Source organism: Stieleria neptunia (assembly GCF_007754155.1).
In the GTDB taxonomy this organism is placed as follows: Bacteria; Planctomycetota; Planctomycetia; order Pirellulales; family Pirellulaceae; genus Stieleria; species Stieleria neptunia.
The window spans coordinates 10,059,871-10,081,132 of record NZ_CP037423.1 but is presented as its reverse complement, the minus strand read 5'-3'; the positions used below and the strand labels follow the sequence as shown (position 1 = coordinate 10,081,132).

Here is a 21,262-nt window from a genome sequence, read left to right as displayed (position 1 = left end):
CTGCTATCGGTGGGTCTTCATTTTGATGGATCGCGCGGAGCGGAAAACGGGTCACCGATCGACCTCCCCTCGCTTCGCTCGACCCTCCTGCCAGGAGGGTGACTTTCAAACCGCACGACCTTCACGCAGGTGTGTCGATCGGCGAATCGCCGAAAGCCTAGATCTGGCCAGAGTACTAGTGCTTTGTCAGCTTTCAATTTTCGAGCCTGCGTTTGTCGAGCGGAAAAGGGGTCAGGTACCAAAAACCAAATGGCCCGCAGGGTGCTTCGCATTTTTGGTACCTGACCCCTTTTCCGCGGTACCCTAAGAATAAAAGTTGACGAAGCACTAAACGGGTCGGACGACGATCCGTGTGCCTTGTTTGGCGATCACTTTCACGCTCGTGCCGTTGTCCACGAAGTCGCCTTCGGTGACGACGTCGACACTGTAATCGTCGACCATCATTTTCCCGCCCGGCCGCAGCGGGCTGGTGGCGGTTCCGACATCGCCGACCGAAACGCGTTGCCAGCCCGGCAGCAGTGCGGCTGCATCGGCGTCGGCCGGTTCACCCGGTCCCGCGTCGGCTGCGACCATGGCCACCTGGGGTTTGAGCGTCAGCCGACCCAACCCGGGGATGTCGCCGATGTAATTGGCCAGGATCAGCATGGCGACCATGAAGCCGACAAACGCGCCCAAGACCGTGGCCAGGTCCCAGCCCAGGCTGGCGAGTTCTTCGGTGCTGCCGGGGACGAGAAATCGCCGCGAGGCCATCACCAGCGAGCCCAGCATCAACCCCAGCCCGCCCACACCGGCGACGCCGAAGCCGGGGATCACAAAAATTTCCATGCCGATGAAGATCAGCCCGAGGACAAACAGGGTCACTTCCAACCAACCGGCGGTCCCGCCCAGAAACCGGCTCCAGAAAAACAGTCCGAAACACAGCAGTGACGTCAGCCCGCCGATGCCGATGCCGGGGGCCCCCAGTTCGATCACCAGCGCGACCATGCCGATGACCAACAGCAGAAAGGTCACGAATCCCGAGTTGAGGATCATGATGGCGGTGTCGACGCCGGTCCGCTCCATCACCGGGATCGGGGTTTTGACGCCCAGCACCTCGGCCAATTCGGTTTCATTTTCGACCGTTTGGTCGGCCATGCCCAGTTCGACTGCGCGGGCACCATTGACGGTGAAGAACATTTCTTTGCCGGCTTCGCGGATCGGTTTTCCCTGTTCCCACTGGTCGGTGTTTTCCATCGACGCCCATTCTTTGTCGCTGATGTAACGCACCGTGCCGTCGGTCTTGTGAACGGCGCGAAAGACGACCATATCCTTGTCGGTCATCTTTTCCGCCAGCGCCAGGGGGCGGCCGGTGGCGCGGGCGGTGTCGCGGACTTTCTGGGCCAGCACGCTGCGGCTTTTGGCTTCGGTGTATCGAAACGCCCCGTCGGCCCCCATCACGATTTCACCGGCATCGCCCATCCGGGCCCCCGGCAGCATGATGATCTTGTCACAGGCCAACGAGATCAGGGCGGCGCCGCTGATGGCGTCTTTTTGGATGAAGGCGACCGTCTCGACATCCTTGGCGTCGGAGATCATGTCCATCAGTTCGAACGTCACATAGACCAGCCCGCCGGGGCTGTGGATGTCCAGGATGATCACGTCGACGTCCGAATCGACCGCCTCGGCAAACTTGCGCTTCAAAAGCGCCCCGCTGAGCGGATTGATGTCTTCGTGCAGGGGGATGATCACCGCCGACCGCTCGGCCGGCTTGGCGGCGGCATCCGGATCGGCATTTGGGGCGGCATTTGGGGCGGCATTTGGGGCGGCATTTGGGGCGGCATTTTGTGCGGCAGAGGGGCTCGGGGCTGGAACCGCGCCGAAGACCAGGCCGATCGTGAGCAGCAGGGTTGAACATCGAACCGAGAAGGAGCTTGGGCGAACCATGGCAAAATTCAAACCATCGAGAGACAGAGGAAGCCGGGGTACTATTGTAGGCTCAAAACAGCCCGCTTAGTGGCACCACGACGTCTGCGTCGGCCAGCCGGTGCCTTCGGGGGCTTGCTGATCAAATCGACAGCCCGTTCACGGTTGGTCCGTTTCGGGGGTTTCGACGGTCTCTGTGGGCTCCGTTTGGGTCTCGCCAGGGGCGATCGATTCGGGCTCTCCCGGTCCCTCCAGTTCGCCATTTTCCACCGGCTCGCCATCACCCTCCAGCTCGGTCTCCAAATCGCCGAACGTTTGGCGGACTTCCAGATCAAACTCCTCGCCGTTTTCCATCACCAGTTTGACGGTCACTTGCTCAGTCTGGTCGTTGGTGCGATGGATCAGTTTGCCGCGGCCCTTGTCGCCTTCGATGGTGAACACCATCGCCGTGCTTGTCTCGTCCTGGGTCGATTCCTCCATCGCCTCCCGCAAGCTCATTTGGCTGCTTTGGATCGTGCCGATTTTTTCTTTCAGAATCGGGTCATCGGCGTATTCTTCCACGGCCACTTGGGCGATCACGCCCGATGCCTGGTCCCAGGCGTAAAACATCAGTCCGCAGCAGAGCACGGTTCCGAACAGAAAAACGGCCCCGATGATGCCGAGCACCCACAGCCAGGTCTTGCTGCTCTCGGAGGCCGGTTGCCCGAACTGGTCGGGGGCCGTTTCGAAGGGGTTGTGTGGAGCTCGTGACATCTGCGGATTTGTCGTGCCGGGGGTGTGATGCGGGGGATCAACGGTCGCCGATGGCGGGCGACGGCAGGGTCGACGGCATCGATGCAATCGGGTTCAGCGCCGGTGAAACATTAGAACGGCCCCCGCGGCCAACTGGAAGAGCCGACCCGGGCAGGGGCGCCCGCTGCCGGCATCGACAGCCGTCTAACCCAGCGGTCCATGGGTGGGGCATTTCCCCCTGGGGGTTCTTCGCGGATTTTAGTGGGTGCTCTCGACTACTCGGGGAAGGTTTTTTAAGGGATGACTGCGATGCGCCGAAGGTGCTTCGTGCCCTCCGCCGGCCCCCGTGTCGGCGGAGGGTCGTTTGAACCGAGCGTTTGTCCTCGCTCTCCCCATTCGGACATCGCAGCAATGCCTCGAAAAACCTGGGTCCTGAGCGATTAGCCACTAAAATCCACGAAGAACCCGCCCAGGGAGGCATTTTGGGTGGGTTCCCGCGCCTCTGGTCGCCAGCGTCACAGGCGATTCACGGTTCTCCTGTCCCCTCGTTGCGCTCGACCCTCCCTGCCAGAGAGGGTGACTTGAGTGCGTCGACACCCATGCCGCCGGGCAGGGTGATGCCTGAACAGGATGCGTCCGGTCAACTTTCGCGTTCGGATCCCCGCGAAAGTAGAGCTTACGGGGTGACGACTTGACTCTTTCGTGGTAGAAGAGTTGGGTTATCGTATGTTCTCTGGAGGGTCGGCGGCGCGTCATTGAGTTGACGTTGCCGGCGCTGCGTCCGCGAGGGCACCGGAGAACATCAGGAGCACGGTTCTTGCGGTAATCCGATCGAAAGATCGGGGTCGGTACTTGCTCAGAGGCGGTTGATACCACACTTGCAACTGGGCGCTGGCCGGATGGCGGAGTGAATGGTTTGGCGGGTCCTTTCGGATTCCCGGTGATCGGTTCGCAACGTCGTCTCGGATGCGTTAGGTAGACGTAGACATTGTTGTTACACGAAGGCACGTCGCACTTGAAACGACACGTGCTTTCCCAGGTCCACTCGTTTGATTCACCTAGGGAGAATCTGATTTATGACCAAGTGCAAGTTGGAATACATCTGGTTGGATGGCTATCAGCCGACGCAAAGCTTGAGAAGCAAGACCAAGATTATTGAGAATTTCAGCGGAAATGTCGAAGACGCCCCGATGTGGTCGTTCGACGGATCCTCCACCGAGCAAGCGCCCGGCGGAGCATCGGATTGCCTGCTGAAACCCGTCAAAATCATCACCGATCCGGGCCGCTTGGGCACCTCGTACCTGGTGATGTGCGAAGTGCTCAACGCCGATGGGACGCCGCACCGCACCAACGGCCGGGCGACGATCGACGATGACGACGGCGATTTCTGGTTCGGATTCGAACAGGAATACACCCTCTGGGATCCCGGCACCAACCGACCGCTCGGTTTCCCCGCCGAAGGCTACCCCGGACCGCAAGGCCCGTATTATTGCAGCGTCGGCAACGGCAAAGCCGTGGGACGCGAAATCATCGAAGAGCATCTCGAGATGTGCTTGGAAGCCGGCCTGAACGTCGAAGGCATCAACGCCGAAGTGATGATGGGCCAATGGGAATTCCAAGTCTTTTCCAAGGGTGCCAAGGACGCCGGTGACCAGGTCTGGTTGGCCCGTTACATCCTGGATCGCGTCGCGGAAAACCACGGCGTCGGCATCAACTATCACTGCAAACCGGTCCCCGGCGACTGGAACGGCAGCGGGATGCACGCGAACTTCTCCAACACGACGCTGCGAACCTGTGGCAGCCAAGAGATTTACGAAGCGATTTGCCAGGCGTTTGAGCCGCGGATCAAGGAGCACATCGACGTCTACGGTGCCGACAACGAGCAACGCTTGACCGGTCTGCACGAAACGCAGTCGATCGACAAGTTCAGCTACGGCGTCTCCGACCGCGGTGCGTCCATCCGAATCCCGATCGGAACCGTGGAAAACGGCTGGAAAGGCTGGCTGGAAGACCGACGTCCCGCCTCCAACGCCGACCCGTACATGGTCGCCAGCGCGATCATCGCGACCGTCAAAACGGCCGCGGTTCCCGCCTAGCGGATCAAGCCTCGGGTGATCTCGCCCGAGAATCAAACCCAACTGAACCCGGCAGCGGACGCTCCGCTGCCGGGTTCTTTTATTGGACGTGGGGTAAGCATCCTGTTTGCCACCCTGGCCGGCAACGCCGGTGAAGCATTTTTTCCATGTGTTTCTTGAGGTGTTAGCGGCAGGGCGCGAGCCCTCCGGTTCTTCATCGTTTGCCACAACACCGGAGGGCTCGCGGGCTGTCGTTTTAGTCGGGATCCGCTGAGTCAATGGTGAGCCGTTGGCCGTAAGGCCCCGGGCAGCGTCGCAGTGCCCGGCCGCTTACGCGTCGCGGCTCACAAAATCGACAGCCCGCTCGCGCCCTGCCGCTAAAAAATGCTTCGCAGCGTTGCCTCGCCGGCAACGCCGGTCGCCTCGGGATTCGGCCAGGAGGCGGGAGCCTCCATGACAGTGTGTTCCCAGGCGGGAGCCCGGGAACAAGGGACGTGTGGTCAGCGGACCGATGTACGACGTCCTTTCCAGGTCGTCGTCGGGAGTTTAGCGGACGACGGCCCGGAAGGGCCATCGTACTCGAAAACCGGTCGCCCTAAGCTGGACGGTCTCGAAAGCCTAGACACCAACGGGGACGCGAACCAGGTGCCGGACGATCCGTCCAACGGACCGATGGAATGACCCCGCGGTCCAGATACAATGGGTGCTCCCCGCCTTCCTGTCGTCACACCCTTTCTCGCTGCTTCCCACCACGGACCGACTTGATGATTTCGTCTGGCCCTCGCGCCTTCTCCGTCTCCGACACCTTTGCTTCGTTGGCGTGTTCATTCCTGCCGGTCCTTTGGGCCGTCATCACCCTGGCTGCCCCTCCCTCCGCGGCGGCGGACGACCCGTTCCAGCTTCGCGACGGGGATCGAGTCGTCTTGATCGGCGACGGTCTGATCGAGCAAGAACAGTATTTCGGCTGGGTCGAAGTGATGCTGACCACCGCGTTCCCCGACGCCGATGTGACCTACCGCAATCTCGGTTGGAACGGCGACACGCCGGCCGGTGATTCGCGATTCGGACTCAGCCTGCTGCAGGCCGGCCGCGAGCCCGACGGTGAAGGCTGGCGGCAATTGCAAAAGCAACTCGAATTGACCCGGCCGACGGTTGCCGTGCTGGGCTACGGGATGGCCAACGCCCTGCAGACTTCGACTCGGACGACGGACGTCGAAAAGGTCGAATCGATCATCCAATTCACGAAAGATCTGCAGCGATTGGCTGACACGATCCGGCAAAACGATCCCGATTGCCGCTTCGTGTTCCTGTCTCCGATCTCACCCGTCGGGCCCTCCGTGTTGACCCCTGAAATGGCTGCGGCGTACGCCGAGCTGATCGAACAGGTTTGTGCCAAGACCGGCGGTCAGTTTGTCGATCTGACCGGCGTCGCCGTCAAGCCAAGCCAGCGCAAGGATCCCGTTCATTTAAATGGTGACGGATACAAAGCCTTGGCCGACGCGATCGGAACCTCGCTGGGCATCGATCGCGGTGTCTGGCAAAACAGTCCGCAAACCGAACCGCTGCGGAGTGTGATCCTGGAAAAAAATCGGCTTTGGTTTCACCGTTCGCGGCCGGCCAACATGGCGTACGTGTTCGGATTTCGAAAACACGAACAAGGCCAAAACGCCGTCGAGATCCCGCAGTTCGATCCGTTGATCGAACAGGAAGAAGCCAAGATTGCCTCGCTGCGGCAACTCAAAGCGAACGGTGTGGAAGAGCCGACGCCACGGTTGGAATCCAAGTACGCGGAATTCACGCCGCAGCCGACGCCGGACTTTGTCGTCGCGGAGGGGTTGGAGGTCTCGTTGTGGGCCGAGAACCCGATGCTGAACAAACCGATTCACATGAACTTTGACCCGCAGGGTCGTTTGTGGGTCGCCAGCAGCGAAGCCTATCCGATGATCGAAGTCGGCCAGGCCATGCCCGACAAGATCCTGGTGTTGGAAGATTCCGATCACGATGGCAAGGCGGACACGTCGACCGTGTTCGCCGACGGGCTGTTGATTCCCACCGGTGTCGCGCCCGGTGACGGCGGGGTGTATGTCGCCCAAAGCACCGATCTGCTGTTCCTGGAGGACACCGATGGGGATGGCAAAGCCGATCGCCGAGAGCGCGTGCTCAGCGGATTCGGTACCGAAGACACCCACCACAACTTGCACACGCTGCTGTTTGGCCCCGACGGCCGGTTGTACATGAACCAATCGGTGTACACGCGGACGGACGCCGAAACGCCCTACGGCGTGGTGCGGTTGAAAGCCGGTGGCGGGTTTCGATTCGACACCCGAAACCGACGGATGGACGTCTTCTTTCACGGCTTGTGGAATCCCTGGGGACACCAGTTCGATGCGCATGGCAATTCCTTCATGACCGACGGAGCGGGTTTCGCCGGCATCGCTTATGTCTTTCCCGGTGCGAGGTTCAATCCCACCCCCGGCACCCGACGCCAGTTGGATCTGATCAGCCCCGGCAACTATCCCAAGTTCTGCGGCGGCGAAATTGTCCAAGGGGAGAGCTTTCCCGAGGATTGGCAAGGTTCCTTTGTCACCTGTGATTTTCGCGCCAATCGCGTGACACGTTTCTCATTGTCGGAAACCGAATCGGGGTTTGTGACGACGCAGCAGGCCGATTTGATCCGCACCAGCGCCAGCACGTTCCGTCCGATCGATATCAAACAAGGCCCCGACGGGGCGATGTACATCGCCGACTGGTCCAACCCGATCATCAATCACGGTGAAGTCGATTTCCGTGATCCGCGACGCGACCGCTGGCACGGTCGGATTTGGCGCGTCACGGCCAAGGGCCGACCGCTGCGCCAGCCCGTCGACCTGACCGGCCAGTCGATCGAATCGTTGATCGCCGGACTCTATTCGGGCGATCGCTATCTGGCCGATCAATCGCGTCGCGTCTTGATCGAGCGTGGCGATGACACCGCGGCCGAGCTGGATCGGGTGTGGAGTTTGGCCAAGACATCCGAAGATCGCTTGGCCGCCGCGCGTTTGTCGGCGTCGGTCGGCGAGCCGAATGTCGCGTGGTTGCAGGCGTTGTTGGGCGATTCCGAAGGCGCCGTCCGCGCCGCCGCGACGCGGATTTTGGCCGACTGGTCCGATCCCACCGACCCGACCGCAAGCATCCAACGTGCACCAGCGATCGAGTGGTTTGCCGCCCGGATCGATGACTCGCACCCACGGGTTCGGCTGGAAGCGGTGCGTGGCTTGGCGAAACTTGGCGGCGTCGACGCGATCCGACTTTCCCTGCGGGCGCTCGATCACCCGGTGGATCGATTCATCGACCACGCCTTGTTCCTGAACGTCGATGAAAATTCGGCCGCACTGATCAAAGACCTTCGCAAACCGCTGTGGAACGCGGCGGAAAATCAAAAGCAACTCGAGTATGTTCTGACCAGCGTCGAACCGGCCAAGGCGACCGAGTTTCTGGCGGCCTACCTTGCCAAGAACGGTCTCCCACGTGACGGCGGGGGGCCCTGGATCGGTCTGATCGCCAAAGCAGGGAGCGTCAAAGAGTTAGAGATTCTGTATCAACATGCGATCGGCGGCCGGCTGGACGCCGCTGCGACGGCCAAAGCGTTCAGAGCGCTTCAGGACGCCAAGCGATTGCGCCGTCTGAAGCCGGAACTGGTCGGCCAGCCGGCCGATCAGTTGAAACCGTTGTTGTCGAGTTCGGATTCGTCGGTCCAGGCCGCCGCGATCGAATTGAGCGGTGCCTGGCAACTTCGCAAGCTGATCCCCACGTTGGCCGATCTCGCCGCCGACGGACAACTCGATGCTTCGACGCGCATCAAAGCGATCGCGGCGCTGCGAGCTTGTGGCGGAGCGGCGGCGACCGAGGCATTGCTATCGCTGGTCCGTGCCGAGGCATCGCTGGCGATCAAGTCGTCGTTGGTCGGGGCACTCGCCGGAACGAATCCGCAGCTGGCCGTGCAGCCGTTTTATGACACATTGGCGGGCATCGAAGAGGAACAATCGGCGCTCGTGCTTTGGCGAGCGATGTTGTCGGCGAAAGAGGGCGAAGCGTTGCTGACGGGTTCGTTGCCGGCCGAGGGGCTTTCCGAAGTCGCCGCCCGCGCCGGGGTTCGTGCGGCTGGGGAAAGCGGTCGCAACGCACAATCCTTGATCGACGCGTTGATGCCGATGAGCGGCTTGACGATGACCGCGGACAAATGGTCACCCCAGCGCGGTGCGGAACTGCGCGAACTGGTGGCGACCAAGGGCGATCCAGCACGCGGCGAAATGATTTACCGCCGCAGCAGTCTGCAGTGCGCCACCTGCCACGCGATCGGCGGTGTGGGAGGCAAAGTGGGGCCGGACATGACCAGCTTGGGCGCCAGCGCGCCGGTCGATTACATCATCGAATCGATGTTCGATCCGAATGCCAAGATCAAAGAAAACTATCACGCGATCACCGTGTTGACCGAAGAAGGTCAGGTGTATTCCGGGATCGAATCGGGCAGCACCGAGGAAGAAATGGTGCTTCGTGATGCCTCGAACAAACTGGTGCGAATTCCCGAGGCGGAAATCGTTCAAGTCAAACCCGGCAAGTCGCTGATGCCCGCCGGGTTGCTCGATCGCGTGCCGCAACAGGATCAATTGGATTTGATCAGCTTCATGACCCGGCTCGGTAAACCCGGCGAGTACGACGCCAGTCGGCAGACCGTCGCCCGCGTCTTGGAAGTGTTCGCCGGGTCGCACCGCATCGAACAACAGGGCAACGAGGCGATCGTGGCGGGCAAGCCAATCAAGGGTTGGAAGCCGTTGCTGGCCCGGGTGAGCGGGAAGATCGAAAAGACGACGTTGGAAGCATTGACCGCTCAGCACAAGTACACGTCGCTGGTCAACATCTACCTGCGGACGCAAATCGAAGTCGGCTCGGAGACGACCGCGAAATTTTCCATCGACAACCTCGATCGGGCAAACGTTTGGATCGATGGCCGGCCCAACGGGACGATTGCCGATCCGGTCAAGCTTTCGCCGGGTAAGCACACCGTGCTGTTTCAGATCGATGGCCGAGGGTTGCCCGAATCGATTACGATCCGCAGCGAGGACGTGACGTTCGTCAGCGAGTGAGGTGTGTCGGGTTCCAACTCGTTCCAAGGCTCCGCCTTGGAACGCAAGGTCGGTGTGGCTCTGCCACACGTCGATGGCCGGTAGGAGGCGGGAGCCTCCAACGCATTGTGTTCCCAGGCGGAGCCCGGGAACAAGGCCGGTTCTTCGAGTACGATGGCCCTTCCGGGCTGTCGTCCGTTGGACTCCCGGCGACGACCTAGAAAGGACGTCGTACAACATCAACTCGTTCCAAGGCTCCGCCTTGGAACGCAAGGTCGGTGTGGCTCTGCCACACGTCGATTGCCGGTAGGAGGCGGGAGCCTCCGTCGCATTGTGTTCCCAGGCGGAGCCCGGGAACAAGGCCGGTTCTTCGAGTACGATGGCCTTTCCGGGCCGTCGTCCGTTGGACTCCCGGCGACGACCTAGAAAGGACGTCGTACAACATCAACTCGTTCCAAGGCTCCGCCTTGGAACGCAAGGTCGGTGTGGCTCTGCCACACGTCGAAGGCCGGTAGGAGGCGGGAGCCTCCGTCGCATTGTGTTCCCAGGCGGAGCCCGGGAACAAGGCCGGTTCTTCGAGTACGCTGGCCCTTCCGGGCCGTCGTCCGTTGGACTCCCGGCGACGACCTAGAAAGGACGTCGTACAACATCAACTCGTTCCAAGGCTCCGCCTTGGAACGCACGGTCGGTGTGGCTCTGCCACACGTCGATGGCCGGTAGGAGGCGGGAGCCTCCGTCGCATTGTGTTCCCAAGCGGAGCCCGGGAACAAGGGAAAGGCTGGACACCAATGTGTGACTGAATTCCCTATACTGGAACGGCTCGCGTTTTTGACTCTTTAACCAGTTCCGTCATGCCTTCCAAACCGACCGCGATCGTTCCCGATGAAGCATCACGGATGGAGTGCCGTGTGATCGATCCGCCGCATCCGGCGGTGATCGATAGCGATCGCTTGCTGGAATCTTGTGAGTTGCGGACCCAGCGCCGCAGCGGGCCGGGCGGGCAACATCGCAACAAGACCAGTTCCGGCGCGTTCTTGACCCACCGTCCGACGGGACTGGTCGGCGAAGCGACCGAGCGGCGCAGCCAGGCGCAAAACCGCGACGTGGCGCTGCAGCGGTTGCGGTACCTGTTGGCGATCGAAGTTCGCACACCCAGCCCGCTCGATCCGTCTGGCTGGCAAGCCGATCGCGACGAAGCGACGATCCGCCAGCGGTACACCAATCATTCGTTTCGGCTGAATGAATCCAACGGTGACAAGCCTGCGGTGTTGGCCTTGGTGTTGAATGATTTGTGGACCGCCGGTGGGCAACCGAGCTTGATCGCCGAGACGTGGGCGGTGTCGACCAGCAAGGTTGTTTCACTGATTCGATCGTACGCCCCGGCGTTGACTTGGGTGAACCGAGTTCGACATCACCACCAACGGTTGCCGCTGCATTGATGGAACGCCCACGTCACATTCGTGCGATCGTGGTGCACACCGTCAGGGTTTCAACGGTCGCCGCACTGTTGCTGCTGATTCCCTCGCCGCGACGTGATCAGTCCACCGCGGAGGGCGGAGCGTCACCGCCGGCGGTTGAATGGATCCGCCCCTTCTTGCCGACGGCGAGTGTCGTCGAACCTGGGAAGGACGCCAACGGATTTTGGACGGTCAAGGACGGCGACGGCTTTTCGTTGGCACGCGTCGCCAGAACCTTGCCCGAGGCCGCCAACGTCATCGGTTACCGGGGACCCACCGAAGCGATGGTCTTGCTGGACCGGGACTACCGATTGATCGGCGTCGACCTGATCGAGAGCGCGGATACCGAGGAGCACGTCACGGCGGTCCAGAATGACGACGCGTTCTTCGAGCAGTTTCACAGCTGGACATGGACCGGCCCGGAGCCGGGAACCAGCGTCGATGCAGTCTCCGGAGCGACGCTGACGTCCCTGGCCCTGGCCAAGGGGGTGCTGCGGCGAATCGGGGATGACCTGCCTTCGTTGGTGTTTCCCGATGCCGTCACCCAGGAAGAATTGCAGCGCTGGTTTCCCGAAGCCTCGGCAACTCGCGTCGAAGGTGATCGCGTCATCGCGCTGGATCGATCCGGCAACGAACTTGGGACGGTGATTCGCACCGGTCCGCTATCGGATTCGATCATCGGGTACCAGGGGCCGACCGAGTTGTTGATCCGAGTCGACTCGGCGGCGGACGCCGAAGACAACGAACAGCCGCCGTTGACGGTCGCGGACATCAAGATCCGATCCTCGTTCGACAACGAACCCTACGTTGGCTATTGCAAGACGGAGTACGGGTTCTGGGCGCTGTTCACCGGCCGAACCCTGACGGGGCTGGCCGACATGGATTTGGACGCCGAACGGGTCGAAGGTGTTTCCGGGGCAACGATGACCAGCATGGCGATCGCCGAAACCCTGGTCGCGTCGGCGGGCCGGTTTCAAGTCCGCGAGCAGCAGCGGGAAAAAGCGAATCAGGCCAGTCGATCGAGTTGGGGCCACTGGCGCAATCGCGTGCTGGAGATGCTTGAGATGCGGCTCACGGCGGCGGAAGTCGGCTGCGTGCTCGTTTTGTGTTTGATCCCGTTGTTTCGGATGCGGGGTTGGTTTCGTCATCAGCGAATCCGCAAGCTGTGGTTGGTTGCGGTGATCGCGGTGATCGGGATTTGGTCGGGCAATTTGATTTCGATGGCGCTGGTAGCGGGCTGGAGCGGTGGTGGGATCGCTTGGCAGTTGGCACCCGCACTGGCCGCGATCACGATCGTTGCGTTTGTCGCGCCGGTCGGCTGGAAATCCAATCCCTACTGCAATCATCTTTGCCCGCACGGGGCACTCCAGCAATTGCTGCGGCCGCACCACCAGAGCAAACGATATTGGAAGCCGCCCGCTCGGTTGGTTGCGGTGCTGAAGGTCTTGCCAGGAGCGCTGCTGGTGCTGGCGTATCTGACGCTGTTGTGGCGTCCGGCGATCGACCTGTCATCATGGGAACCCTTCCATGCGTACCTGTACCGGATGGCGCCCTGGACGGCGGTGGCGCTGGCAGGTTTGACGCTGTTGTTTTCAGCCTTTGTGCCGATGGGCTATTGTCGTCTGGGTTGTCCCACCGGCCGATTGCTCGATCACTTGCGGCGCAGCGCCGGCAGCGATCGGTTGCAGTTGGCCGATGGCGTTGCGATCGGGTTGCTGGTGGTGGCGCTGTTTGCGGCCTAGCGCTTTGTCAGCTTTCAATTCTCGAGCTTGCGTTTGTCGAGCGGAAAAGGGGTCAGGTACCAAAAACCAAATGGCCCGCAGGGTGCTTCGCATTTTTGGTACCTGACCCCTTTTCCGCGGTGCGGTGTCTGGTAAGGCCGTTACCAATGCCATCTACTTTGACGCCAAGCGGGGTGTTTTTTGTTAGCGGTAGGGCGCGAGCCCTCCGGTCTTTCAAGGTGTTTTTGAAGCGCGACCGGAGGGCTCGCGCCCTGCCGCTACCATCGACGTCAAGCACATTCCCCACCGCACATGTCCGCGCGATGTTAGACTGCGGCAATGAGCTCGTTCCAACAATCCTGTCCGTCCTGCAACGCGTCGCTCGAATTGCCGATCGAAGCGGACGGCAAGGCGGCGGTGTGCCCGGCCTGTCAGACTCAGTTCACCGCTGCGGCACCACCGGCCGCGGCGAGCAGCCCGGTTGCGGCGAGCAGCCCGGTTGCGGCGAGCAGCCCGGTTGCGGCGAGCAGCCCGAATGCGGCGAGCAGCCCGAATGCGGTGGTGACGCCGACCGCGGAGTCGCCACCGGTCCCGGTCGAACGTTATCGCAAGATTCCGATCGAACACATTTTGGCGGACACGCAATCGGTCTTTGTCGAAAGGCGTCGTCCGCTGCTGATGCCGTTTCTGATGCCATCGGTTCTGGTGGTGTTGGGCTTGCTGTTTCCACTGGTGTATCTGAGTGACTTGGCAAGCACGGATCTGAAGCGGGCGTTGGTGTGGTTGGCGGTGGGGTCGCCGTGGTTCTTGTTGGTGACGGTTTATGCGGTCTGGTTCGCGCTAAACCTGTCGCTGGATGTTTGTGACGCGGGGCCTGATGTGGAAGACGATCCACCGCGGAAGACTCGGTCATGGTTCGTCCCCAGGGCCGCAGTTTTTCTCGCGCTGCTGATCGCGCTGACGATCACGATGGCGTTTGCGGCCGTCGTCGTGGGTCTGGCCATCACGATCATGAATGCCGGCAGCAACGTCCAGGCACCCGAAATCCATTTGTTGATGACGGTCGGCGCGTTCGTGGGAGCGATCCTGTTGCTGACCCTCTCGGCGATGCGATTGTGGCCGGTCATTCCGCTCGCCATGGACGGCCGCTTCGGCGGGGATGTCGTACGGGAATCATTGGAGATGACCAAGTCGAATCTGATGACCTCGTTTTTTCTGGTCGTCGGAATTTTCTTTCTGGTCGGATTCGGTTTCAGCGTGTTCGGACTGGGGTTGCCGTTGGCGATACCGGTCGCCGCGTTGGCCTTGGTCGTGGCATTGCGTTTGATCCAAGGACGCAGGATCCCGGCGTTCGACCGAGAGGAGTTGTAGCCTCTCCCACTTTTTTGCTTGACGCCCGGAGAGACGTGGTGTACCATGACACGGGTACACCGAAGGCCGCTTTCAAACGGGATGGCTTGGATGTTCTTTTCAATCGACGCCGATGGCGATATTCCGATCTACGAACAACTCGTTCGTCAGGTCAAACTGGCGGTCGCCGACGGGATTCTCGTCGGCGGTCAAATGGTTCCCAGCGTCCGACAGCTGGCCAATGACTTGGCGATCAATTCCAACACGATCGCCCGGGCCTATCAAGAGTTGCAGTCCGATCACGTTCTGGAACCGTTGCGGGGCCGGGGGATGGTGGTCCGCCGCGACGCGATGAAGCGTTGCACCAAGGCCCGGAATTCTTTGGTCGCCGAGAGTGTTCGGCGGGCGCTTGCCGATGCGTTGGCCGGCGGCATGACGACCGCGGAACTGCGCGATTTGTTTGAAGCGGAATTGGACCGGCAATCCGCGATGATCGAAAACGCGAAACCCGTCTCCGGCAATGGCACCTCCTGACCCTTCTCCACTTGTCTTTCATTGGGAAGCACGCTGACATGAACGCCGTCATTTCCTTGCAGAACATCAGTAAATCGTTCGGTCGCAATCGGGCACTGATCGACGTGACTTTGGACATTCCCCAGGGCGTCGTGTTTGCGTTGCTTGGCGAAAACGGGGCCGGCAAAACGACCATGATTCGAATCTTGACCGGTTCGCTGAAGCCGGACAGCGGCACCGCATCGGTGCTGGGATTGTCGTGTTTGAAGGACGGCCAAGCGATTCGTCAACAGACCGGCTATGTTTCGGATTCGCCGGCGATGTACGAATGGATGACGGCGGACGAGATCGGTTGGTTCACGTCGGCGTTTTATGACGACGAGTTTCCGGGTCGTTATGCGGAAACGTTGATGGGTTTCGACGTCCCGCCCGGCGTCAAGCTGAAGAACATGAGCAAGGGGCAGCGTGCCAAAGTCGCGCTCGCCCTGGCGACGTCTCACGATCCGGAGCTTTTGATTCTGGATGAACCGACCAGCGGGCTGGATCCGATGGTTCGTCGACAATTTCTCGAATCGATGGTCGACCGCGCATCGCTGGGTCGCACGGTGTTGCTTTCCAGCCATCAGATCAACGAGGTCGAGCGCGTCGCGGATTGGATCGGCATTTTGCATCAAGGCGATTTAAAACTCGTCCAGCCCTTGCAGGCCTTGCGTGATTCCACGCGTGTCGTCACGGCGACGCTGGAGCATGGGGATGCGGCCGTGCTGATGCCTCGCGGCGAAGTCTTGACCGAAGCCAAAAACGGCCGCCAGATGCGCTGGATCGTCCGCGATTTGGCCGACGACTGGCGCAGCGACTATGGAGACGCATCGGGCGTGATCAAAATCGACGAGGAGACGCCGACGCTGGAAGAGATCTTTGTGGCGGTCTGCGACACCAATGCCGTCCGGCCGACACAGCAACGAGAACAGGTGAAGCCGACGTCGGGCGTGTCGGCGGTGTGAAGATTTGGAGATCGTGCTGATGATGCACCAGCGCACGTGAACGAGTGGAGTCACTCTCCCCTTGGGAGAGTCGAGCGTCAGCGAGGAGAGGGTCAGCCGTGGTGCTTGTGCCGCGGCCTGCTGCAGGTATTGTGAACGCGATGTTTCACCGATCGACCTCCCCTCGCTTCGCTCGACCCTCCTGCCAGGAGGGTGACTTTGGGTGAAGGAATCGTGAACCATAGCCAACGAGGGGCGGAAAGATGAATCAAAAAGTGATGCAGCGATTGATCTGGAAAGACGCTCGAACGCTTGCTCCGTTGGCGATCGCGACGCTGGCGGCGATCTTCGGATTCAACGCGCTGTTGTGGTTGATCGCCGACGCGGTGATGGACGTGGACAATCAAGTGCGGCTCGGCCTGTCGCGAATGATTTGGATCGTGCTGCCGAATCTGCTTGCCTTTGGCGCCCCGGCGCTGTTGGTCGGGAGTGAAGAGGAGAGTGGGTCGCTGGCGTGGTTGCGGACGCTGCCGGCCAGTTGGCGCGGCGTCGCGATCAGCAAGTTGTTGGTCGCCTTCGGCACGCTGCTGGCCGGATGGATCTTGGCCAGCATGCTGTATTGGTTGCAGTGGTCGATTCTGCCCGACCATGTGATCGCGTGGGCCGAGAACACACGCAACGTTCCGGATTGGTCGGCCGTCGCTGTTGTTTCGCAGTGGGTGTTCAGCATCGCATTGTTGCTGACCGGTTTTATCATGGCGTATTGGTTCCGTTCACCGATCAACGCGCTGCTGGCGGTGTTGCCGGCGATGGTTGTGTTTGCGATCGCGTTTGTCAGTGTTGAAGAATACTGGCTGGGAACGAGGCTGCAGGGGCGGCCGCGATGGGTATCGATTTCTGCCTTTCAGTTTTGGTCCGTGATGACGGTCCCGATCGTCGGTGCGATCGGTGTGCTGTTCGCTCTGCATCAATGGATGGCCAAGCGACGGCTCACGGGTCCCGAAGAATCGCTCGGTCGGCGGATCAAGCAACGTGTTTCCGGCGACGCCTTTCGGCCTCCCAGCACGTTGCCGATGTCGTGGTACGGCGTTTCGCTGGCTTTGCGGCGGCCGACGAAGACGCACGCGCTGTTGTGGCAGGCGGCGCGGCAGAACGTTTGGATTCTATTGATCCTGACCGTTGTCGGCGTGCTGGGCGTCACGTTCGCCGTCTGGGGTGGAGGCAATTGGGAAGAACTGGCCAGCTTGATGACGGCTGTGGCGTTGTTTGGGATCGCCGGTTCAACGTTCTATGGAGATTCGGTTCGCAAACGCTGTGTGTTCTTAGCCGATCGCGGTGTTTCCTACACGTTGATTTGGCGGACGCGGTTGATGCCGACGGCGATCGCATGCGGGTTGATTTTCCTGGCGCTGCTGGTCAGTCAGCTGCTGAGCGATGTGCTGTACAACGACGGACTGCGGTTCAATGAATTTTTATTGTGTACGATGCTGATGCTGGTCGGTTACGCGCTCTGCCAATTGGTGTCGCAGTGGGCGCCTCGGCCGGTGTTCGCGTTTTTGGCCTCGCCCGTGTTCGCCGTGCTGGCGTTCCTGCTGTTTTATCCGTTGTTCGACGCATACCGCGAGGGAGCCCTGTGGGCCGCGATGGTGTCGATCCCCGTGTTTCTGTTCGCCTCGTGGCGACTGACACCGCGCTGGTTGTCTGGGGCGACCGGGCGGAGTGACACAATGCGGTTTGTCGGGTATTTCGCACTGTCAATCGTTTTGCCGTACATGCTGGTCCTTGGCATCCGAAGTGCGACGATCCCGGCCGAGCAGACGCAGTGGCGGACGCGGATGTTGGCGTACGAGTTCCCGCAACGACCCGCAGACGATCGACTCGTCGAAGTCCATCGCGCCGCGATTCCGGAGCTAGCCTACTTCTGGAACGGGTTTCGACGCGACGAATTGCTCTTGTCTCCCAAGAGCGATCAATTCGACGAAAGATTGGTCCAAGAGTTGGCGTCGGAGACATCCGTCGGGGAATTTGTGTCGTTTAACGAATTGGTCGCGCGTGTTCCCTATTGGCCCGAAGGGTATGCGCCGAGTGCGGGGGCGAGTTCGTTTAGTCGCTTCGGCGCCGATCAACTCGCGTTGGAATTGCGGATCGCACGGGTGTTGCTGAAGTGGTCCCAGATGGTTCGCCACGAAGCTCGCTTCGGCGATTCGTCGTTTGAGCGGCTGGCGCAGATCTCCGAGTACGCCGAATGGATCGCCGCGGTGATCCTCAATCGACACCTCGATGAAGGCGCCATGACGCCGGAGATCAAGGAATTGGCTGGCATGTTTCCCGACGATTCACTCGTCTTGGAATCTCGCCGCAACAGCTTGATTGCGTCGTGGAAGTGGCAGACAGGGGCAACCGGTTTCAATCGACCGATGTCGTTGGGTAACAGGTCACCGCGGCCGCGGACCGAGTTCATCGCAAGGATCGAGGCCTTGAGACGCGAGCGATTTGTCGATCAGACCGTCAAGCTCGCGGAAACACATTGGCGATCAGGGTCGATGAAAGGCGTATGGGAGATTCCCAATTTTGTGCACTCAGCGGAGCAAGCGGAACTGTCGCAAATGATGCGTCCGCTGTACGAGTTTCAAGCTCAAGAGTCGATCAAACGTTTAAAGAATCGCGTCAGATGAGGGGAGCATGACGATGAATCGAAAAATCCTGCAGCGAATGATTTGGAAGGACGCGCGAACGGTGCGGACGTTGGCGATCGCCACGCCGGCGTTGATCGTGGGGTTTTTTGTGTTGTTGGGGCTGTTCGCCGGCGTGAGCGACGTCGGCACCGAGCGGATGGGGTTGGCCTACGCGATCTGGATGTTGCTGCCGATGTTGATCGCCTGTGGTGCACCGGCGGTGTTGATCGGTGGCGAGGAGGAGAGCGGTTCGTTGGCGTGGCTGCAAACCCTGCCCGCCGGCTGGAAGACGATCGCGACGAGTAAGTTGTTGGTCACAAGCGCCTGTTTATTATTGGCGTGGGTCGTCGCAACGATCTGCTTTCTGGCGTATTGGTCTGCGATGAGCGATTATTGGATCGATCGGATTCGCCAGAGTAGCGGACTGCCCGAGCCGTTCTGGATTCACTGCGGCGGTGCGGTGACGTTGAGCATCGCGGTGATGCTGTCCAGCTTTACGACGGCCTATTGGTTTCGGTCCCCGATCACGGCCCTGGTCACGTTTGTTCCGCTAGTGATCGTGTCGGTTTGGGGCGTGATGTACGCAGCGGTGGTCATGCTGCCCTCGGCACAATTTCGCGGTCCGCCGCAGCGTGTGGTTCAGCAAAACTTTGGGACGTTCGCCCTGCTGATTGGGGTGGGCTTGTTCGTGCTCGCCGGGCTCAGTTTTTTTGCGGCCTGGCGACGATTGACTTGGCCGGAATCTCGGCGTGCCGGACGTGCGCTGGGAGAGGTATCGACCGGCGCGTTTCGGCCTCCCCAGGACGTGGCGTCGTCCAAGCTGGCCGGGGCGATGGTTTTCGGGCGACCGCGACCGCTGCTCGCGCTGTTGTGGCTGCAGGTGTGGCCGATTCGTTGGCAGCTTACCTTGCTGACGATGGTGGCGATCGTCGGTGCTTTGTTCACCGGCTCCTCGAGCGAGGAGATGTTGGTGGTCGGCCATTCCATTTGCATCTTGCCGCTGTTCATGATCGCGGCGCTGACGTTTTACGGCGATTCGGTGCGAAAACGATGCGTGTTTTTGTATGACCGAGGTATCTCGCCGACGAGGGTCTGGCTGACTCGCGTCGGACCGACACTGTGTGTCACGGCGATCATTCTGGCAAGCCTTGTGTTGGCGGGAGTTTATCGCGATGCGGCGGATGCTGACCACGCGGTGGCGTGGACCTGGGACGACCGGTTGACGATCACGGTCATGGTCGTTTTTGCGGGGTTTGCGCTGACGCAGTTGGTTTCGCAGTGGTCGCCACGACCGACGTTGTCGTTCTTCGCCGGGCCGGTGTTTGTTCAGTTGGCGGCGTTCGTTCTCGCCGGCCTGTTGATGTTCTACACGCGTGCCTCGGCTGTTTTGTTGCTATCGTCGATGATCTTGCTGCTGGCATCGTGGCGACTGACGCCGAAATGGATGGCCGGCGAGAAGGGCAAAGAATACGTGGTGCCGATGGTTGGATTTATCGTCGTCGCGTTGTTTTTGCCCTATGTGGTGGTACTCGGGGCACGGTACGCCACCACGCCGAGCCCGCGCGTCGCCTGGCGACAACAGATGTATTCCATCGATCTACCCCGCGTCGATCCGACAGCCGACAAGGTTGCGATCTTGGACCCGGCATACGTTCGAAGGCTCGAGACCCTGGTCTTGAAAGCGGCTGTGAGCCCGGAAGGTCGTGATGATCGCATCGCAAAGGAACTGTCGGCAACCGATAGCATCGGCCGGCACCTGTCGTTCAAGGAGGTGCTGCAAATCATCAACGTGCGATCCTATTATCCATTACAGTTTCATCAGAACGACGCGCAATCCAACCTCGCGGCCTATTCGGAGCCCCATGTGTATCCGGCCGCGCCGCGGTTCGCAGACGCGCGCGAGAAACAGTTCGATGCGGTCCGGGTGTTGTTGAAGTGGTCGCGTCTGACTCGGGAACAAGCCGTCAGCGGCGGAGCGGATTTCAACGTCTTGATGGGTGTGGCAGAGATCTCGGATCTGATCGCGGCCCGCGCGATTTTTGCCTATGTCGAGCAGGACGGGGAGACGCCCCAATTGAAGGCGTTGATTGAGTTGGTGCCCGATCGGGAGCTCGTCAGAAAGTCTCGGCGCAACAGTTTGATCCGCAGTTGGCGACAATATCAGTCCCAAACGCTTGGCCAACGATTCGCCGGAGAATACAGCCACAAGCCGACGCAGTGGTGGTTGGGTGTCGAACGGACACGGGCAGATCGTTACGTCGACGAGCTTTGTCGATTCCTGTTGGATCGATGGCTGAGTGATGAGAATTTGGCGTTCGGCGGCGAGTTGGCCGAGGTGCAGAGGTTGGAGCGCGAGGCGTATCTGATCGGTGGGCAAGCGATTTCGAAGTATTTCGAAGACCCGGAGTTGAGCGACCGCATCGCGATTGCCGTCGACGCCGATGGGTGGATGGATCAGTTGCGACGACAAGTGATGGATTGAAATCGGATCCGTCGATGTCGGTCCGCACGGATCGATTCGGCCAACGGCCGTTGACATCCGTAGCCTAGGGCAACGCCCTAGGTCTCGGGTCACGAGGGATCGGTTTGGCCGGCGGCCATGAACAATGCGTCGTCGACCGATGGTGTTGTGCATGGCCGTTGGCCAATCGGTCCACTCGCGCGTCGCGTTCCTGGGGCGTTGCCCCAGGCTATGGGTATACATGGCCGTTGGCCAATAAGCGTGCCGTTGGCACGGTTTGGACGAACGGTT

At 60.7% G+C, this 21,262-nt stretch carries 11 protein-coding genes; 9 read left to right on the top strand and 2 right to left on the bottom strand.

All coding sequences use genetic code 11. The features are described 5' to 3' along the window. Positions 1–327 precede the first annotated feature (327 nt). Together Enr13x_RS34735 and Enr13x_RS34730 are read right to left on the bottom strand one after the other, a co-directional pair. Positions 328–1,923: an NfeD family protein gene (locus Enr13x_RS34735; protein WP_145391507.1), complete on the bottom strand. Its 1,596-nt coding sequence runs from the start codon at positions 1,921–1,923 to the stop codon at positions 328–330. A gap of 138 nt (positions 1,924–2,061) precedes the next feature. Next, on the bottom strand, positions 2,062–2,655 hold the full coding sequence (locus Enr13x_RS34730) for a hypothetical protein (RefSeq protein WP_145391505.1): 594 nt from the start codon (positions 2,653–2,655) through the stop codon (positions 2,062–2,064). A gap of 1,055 nt (positions 2,656–3,710) precedes the next feature. Here Enr13x_RS34730 and Enr13x_RS34725 point away from each other — a divergent pair. The 9 genes from Enr13x_RS34725 (at position 3,711) to Enr13x_RS34685 (ending at position 20,992) form a co-directional block, all read left to right on the top strand. After that, entirely contained in the window at positions 3,711–4,730 is a 1,020-nt protein-coding gene (locus tag Enr13x_RS34725; protein ID WP_145391503.1) for a glutamine synthetase beta-grasp domain-containing protein, read from the top strand. 743 nt (positions 4,731–5,473) lie between these two features. After that, the gene (locus Enr13x_RS34720; RefSeq protein WP_197455578.1) at positions 5,474–9,832 is read left to right on the top strand and encodes a PVC-type heme-binding CxxCH protein; all 4,359 of its coding nucleotides are present in this window, start codon (positions 5,474–5,476) and stop codon (positions 9,830–9,832) included. Positions 9,833–10,662: 830 nt separating this feature from the next. Beyond that, on the top strand, positions 10,663–11,250 hold the full coding sequence (locus tag Enr13x_RS34715; protein ID WP_231743955.1) for a peptide chain release factor family protein: 588 nt from the start codon (positions 10,663–10,665) through the stop codon (positions 11,248–11,250). Further along, positions 11,250–13,010: an FMN-binding protein gene (locus Enr13x_RS34710; protein WP_145391500.1), complete on the top strand. Its 1,761-nt coding sequence runs from the start codon at positions 11,250–11,252 to the stop codon at positions 13,008–13,010. Before Enr13x_RS34715 ends, Enr13x_RS34710 begins: the two co-directional genes overlap by 1 nt. A 318-nt stretch (positions 13,011–13,328) precedes the next feature. Next, entirely contained in the window at positions 13,329–14,360 is a 1,032-nt protein-coding gene (locus tag Enr13x_RS34705) for a zinc ribbon domain-containing protein (protein ID WP_145391498.1), read from the top strand. A gap of 90 nt (positions 14,361–14,450) precedes the next feature. Continuing rightward, complete coding sequence (locus Enr13x_RS34700) at positions 14,451–14,873, top strand: GntR family transcriptional regulator (RefSeq protein WP_145391496.1); 423 nt, start codon at positions 14,451–14,453, stop codon at positions 14,871–14,873. A 38-nt stretch (positions 14,874–14,911) separates the two neighbouring features. Then, positions 14,912–15,856: an ABC transporter ATP-binding protein gene (locus Enr13x_RS34695; RefSeq protein ID WP_145391494.1), complete on the top strand. Its 945-nt coding sequence runs from the start codon at positions 14,912–14,914 to the stop codon at positions 15,854–15,856. 242 nt (positions 15,857–16,098) lie between these two features. Then, positions 16,099–18,510, top strand: coding sequence for a hypothetical protein (locus Enr13x_RS34690; RefSeq protein WP_145391492.1), 2,412 nt, complete (start codon positions 16,099–16,101; stop codon positions 18,508–18,510). A 13-nt stretch (positions 18,511–18,523) separates the two neighbouring features. Beyond that, on the top strand, positions 18,524–20,992 hold the full coding sequence (locus tag Enr13x_RS34685; RefSeq protein WP_145391490.1) for a hypothetical protein: 2,469 nt from the start codon (positions 18,524–18,526) through the stop codon (positions 20,990–20,992). The last annotated feature ends 270 nt before the right edge of the window (positions 20,993–21,262 follow it).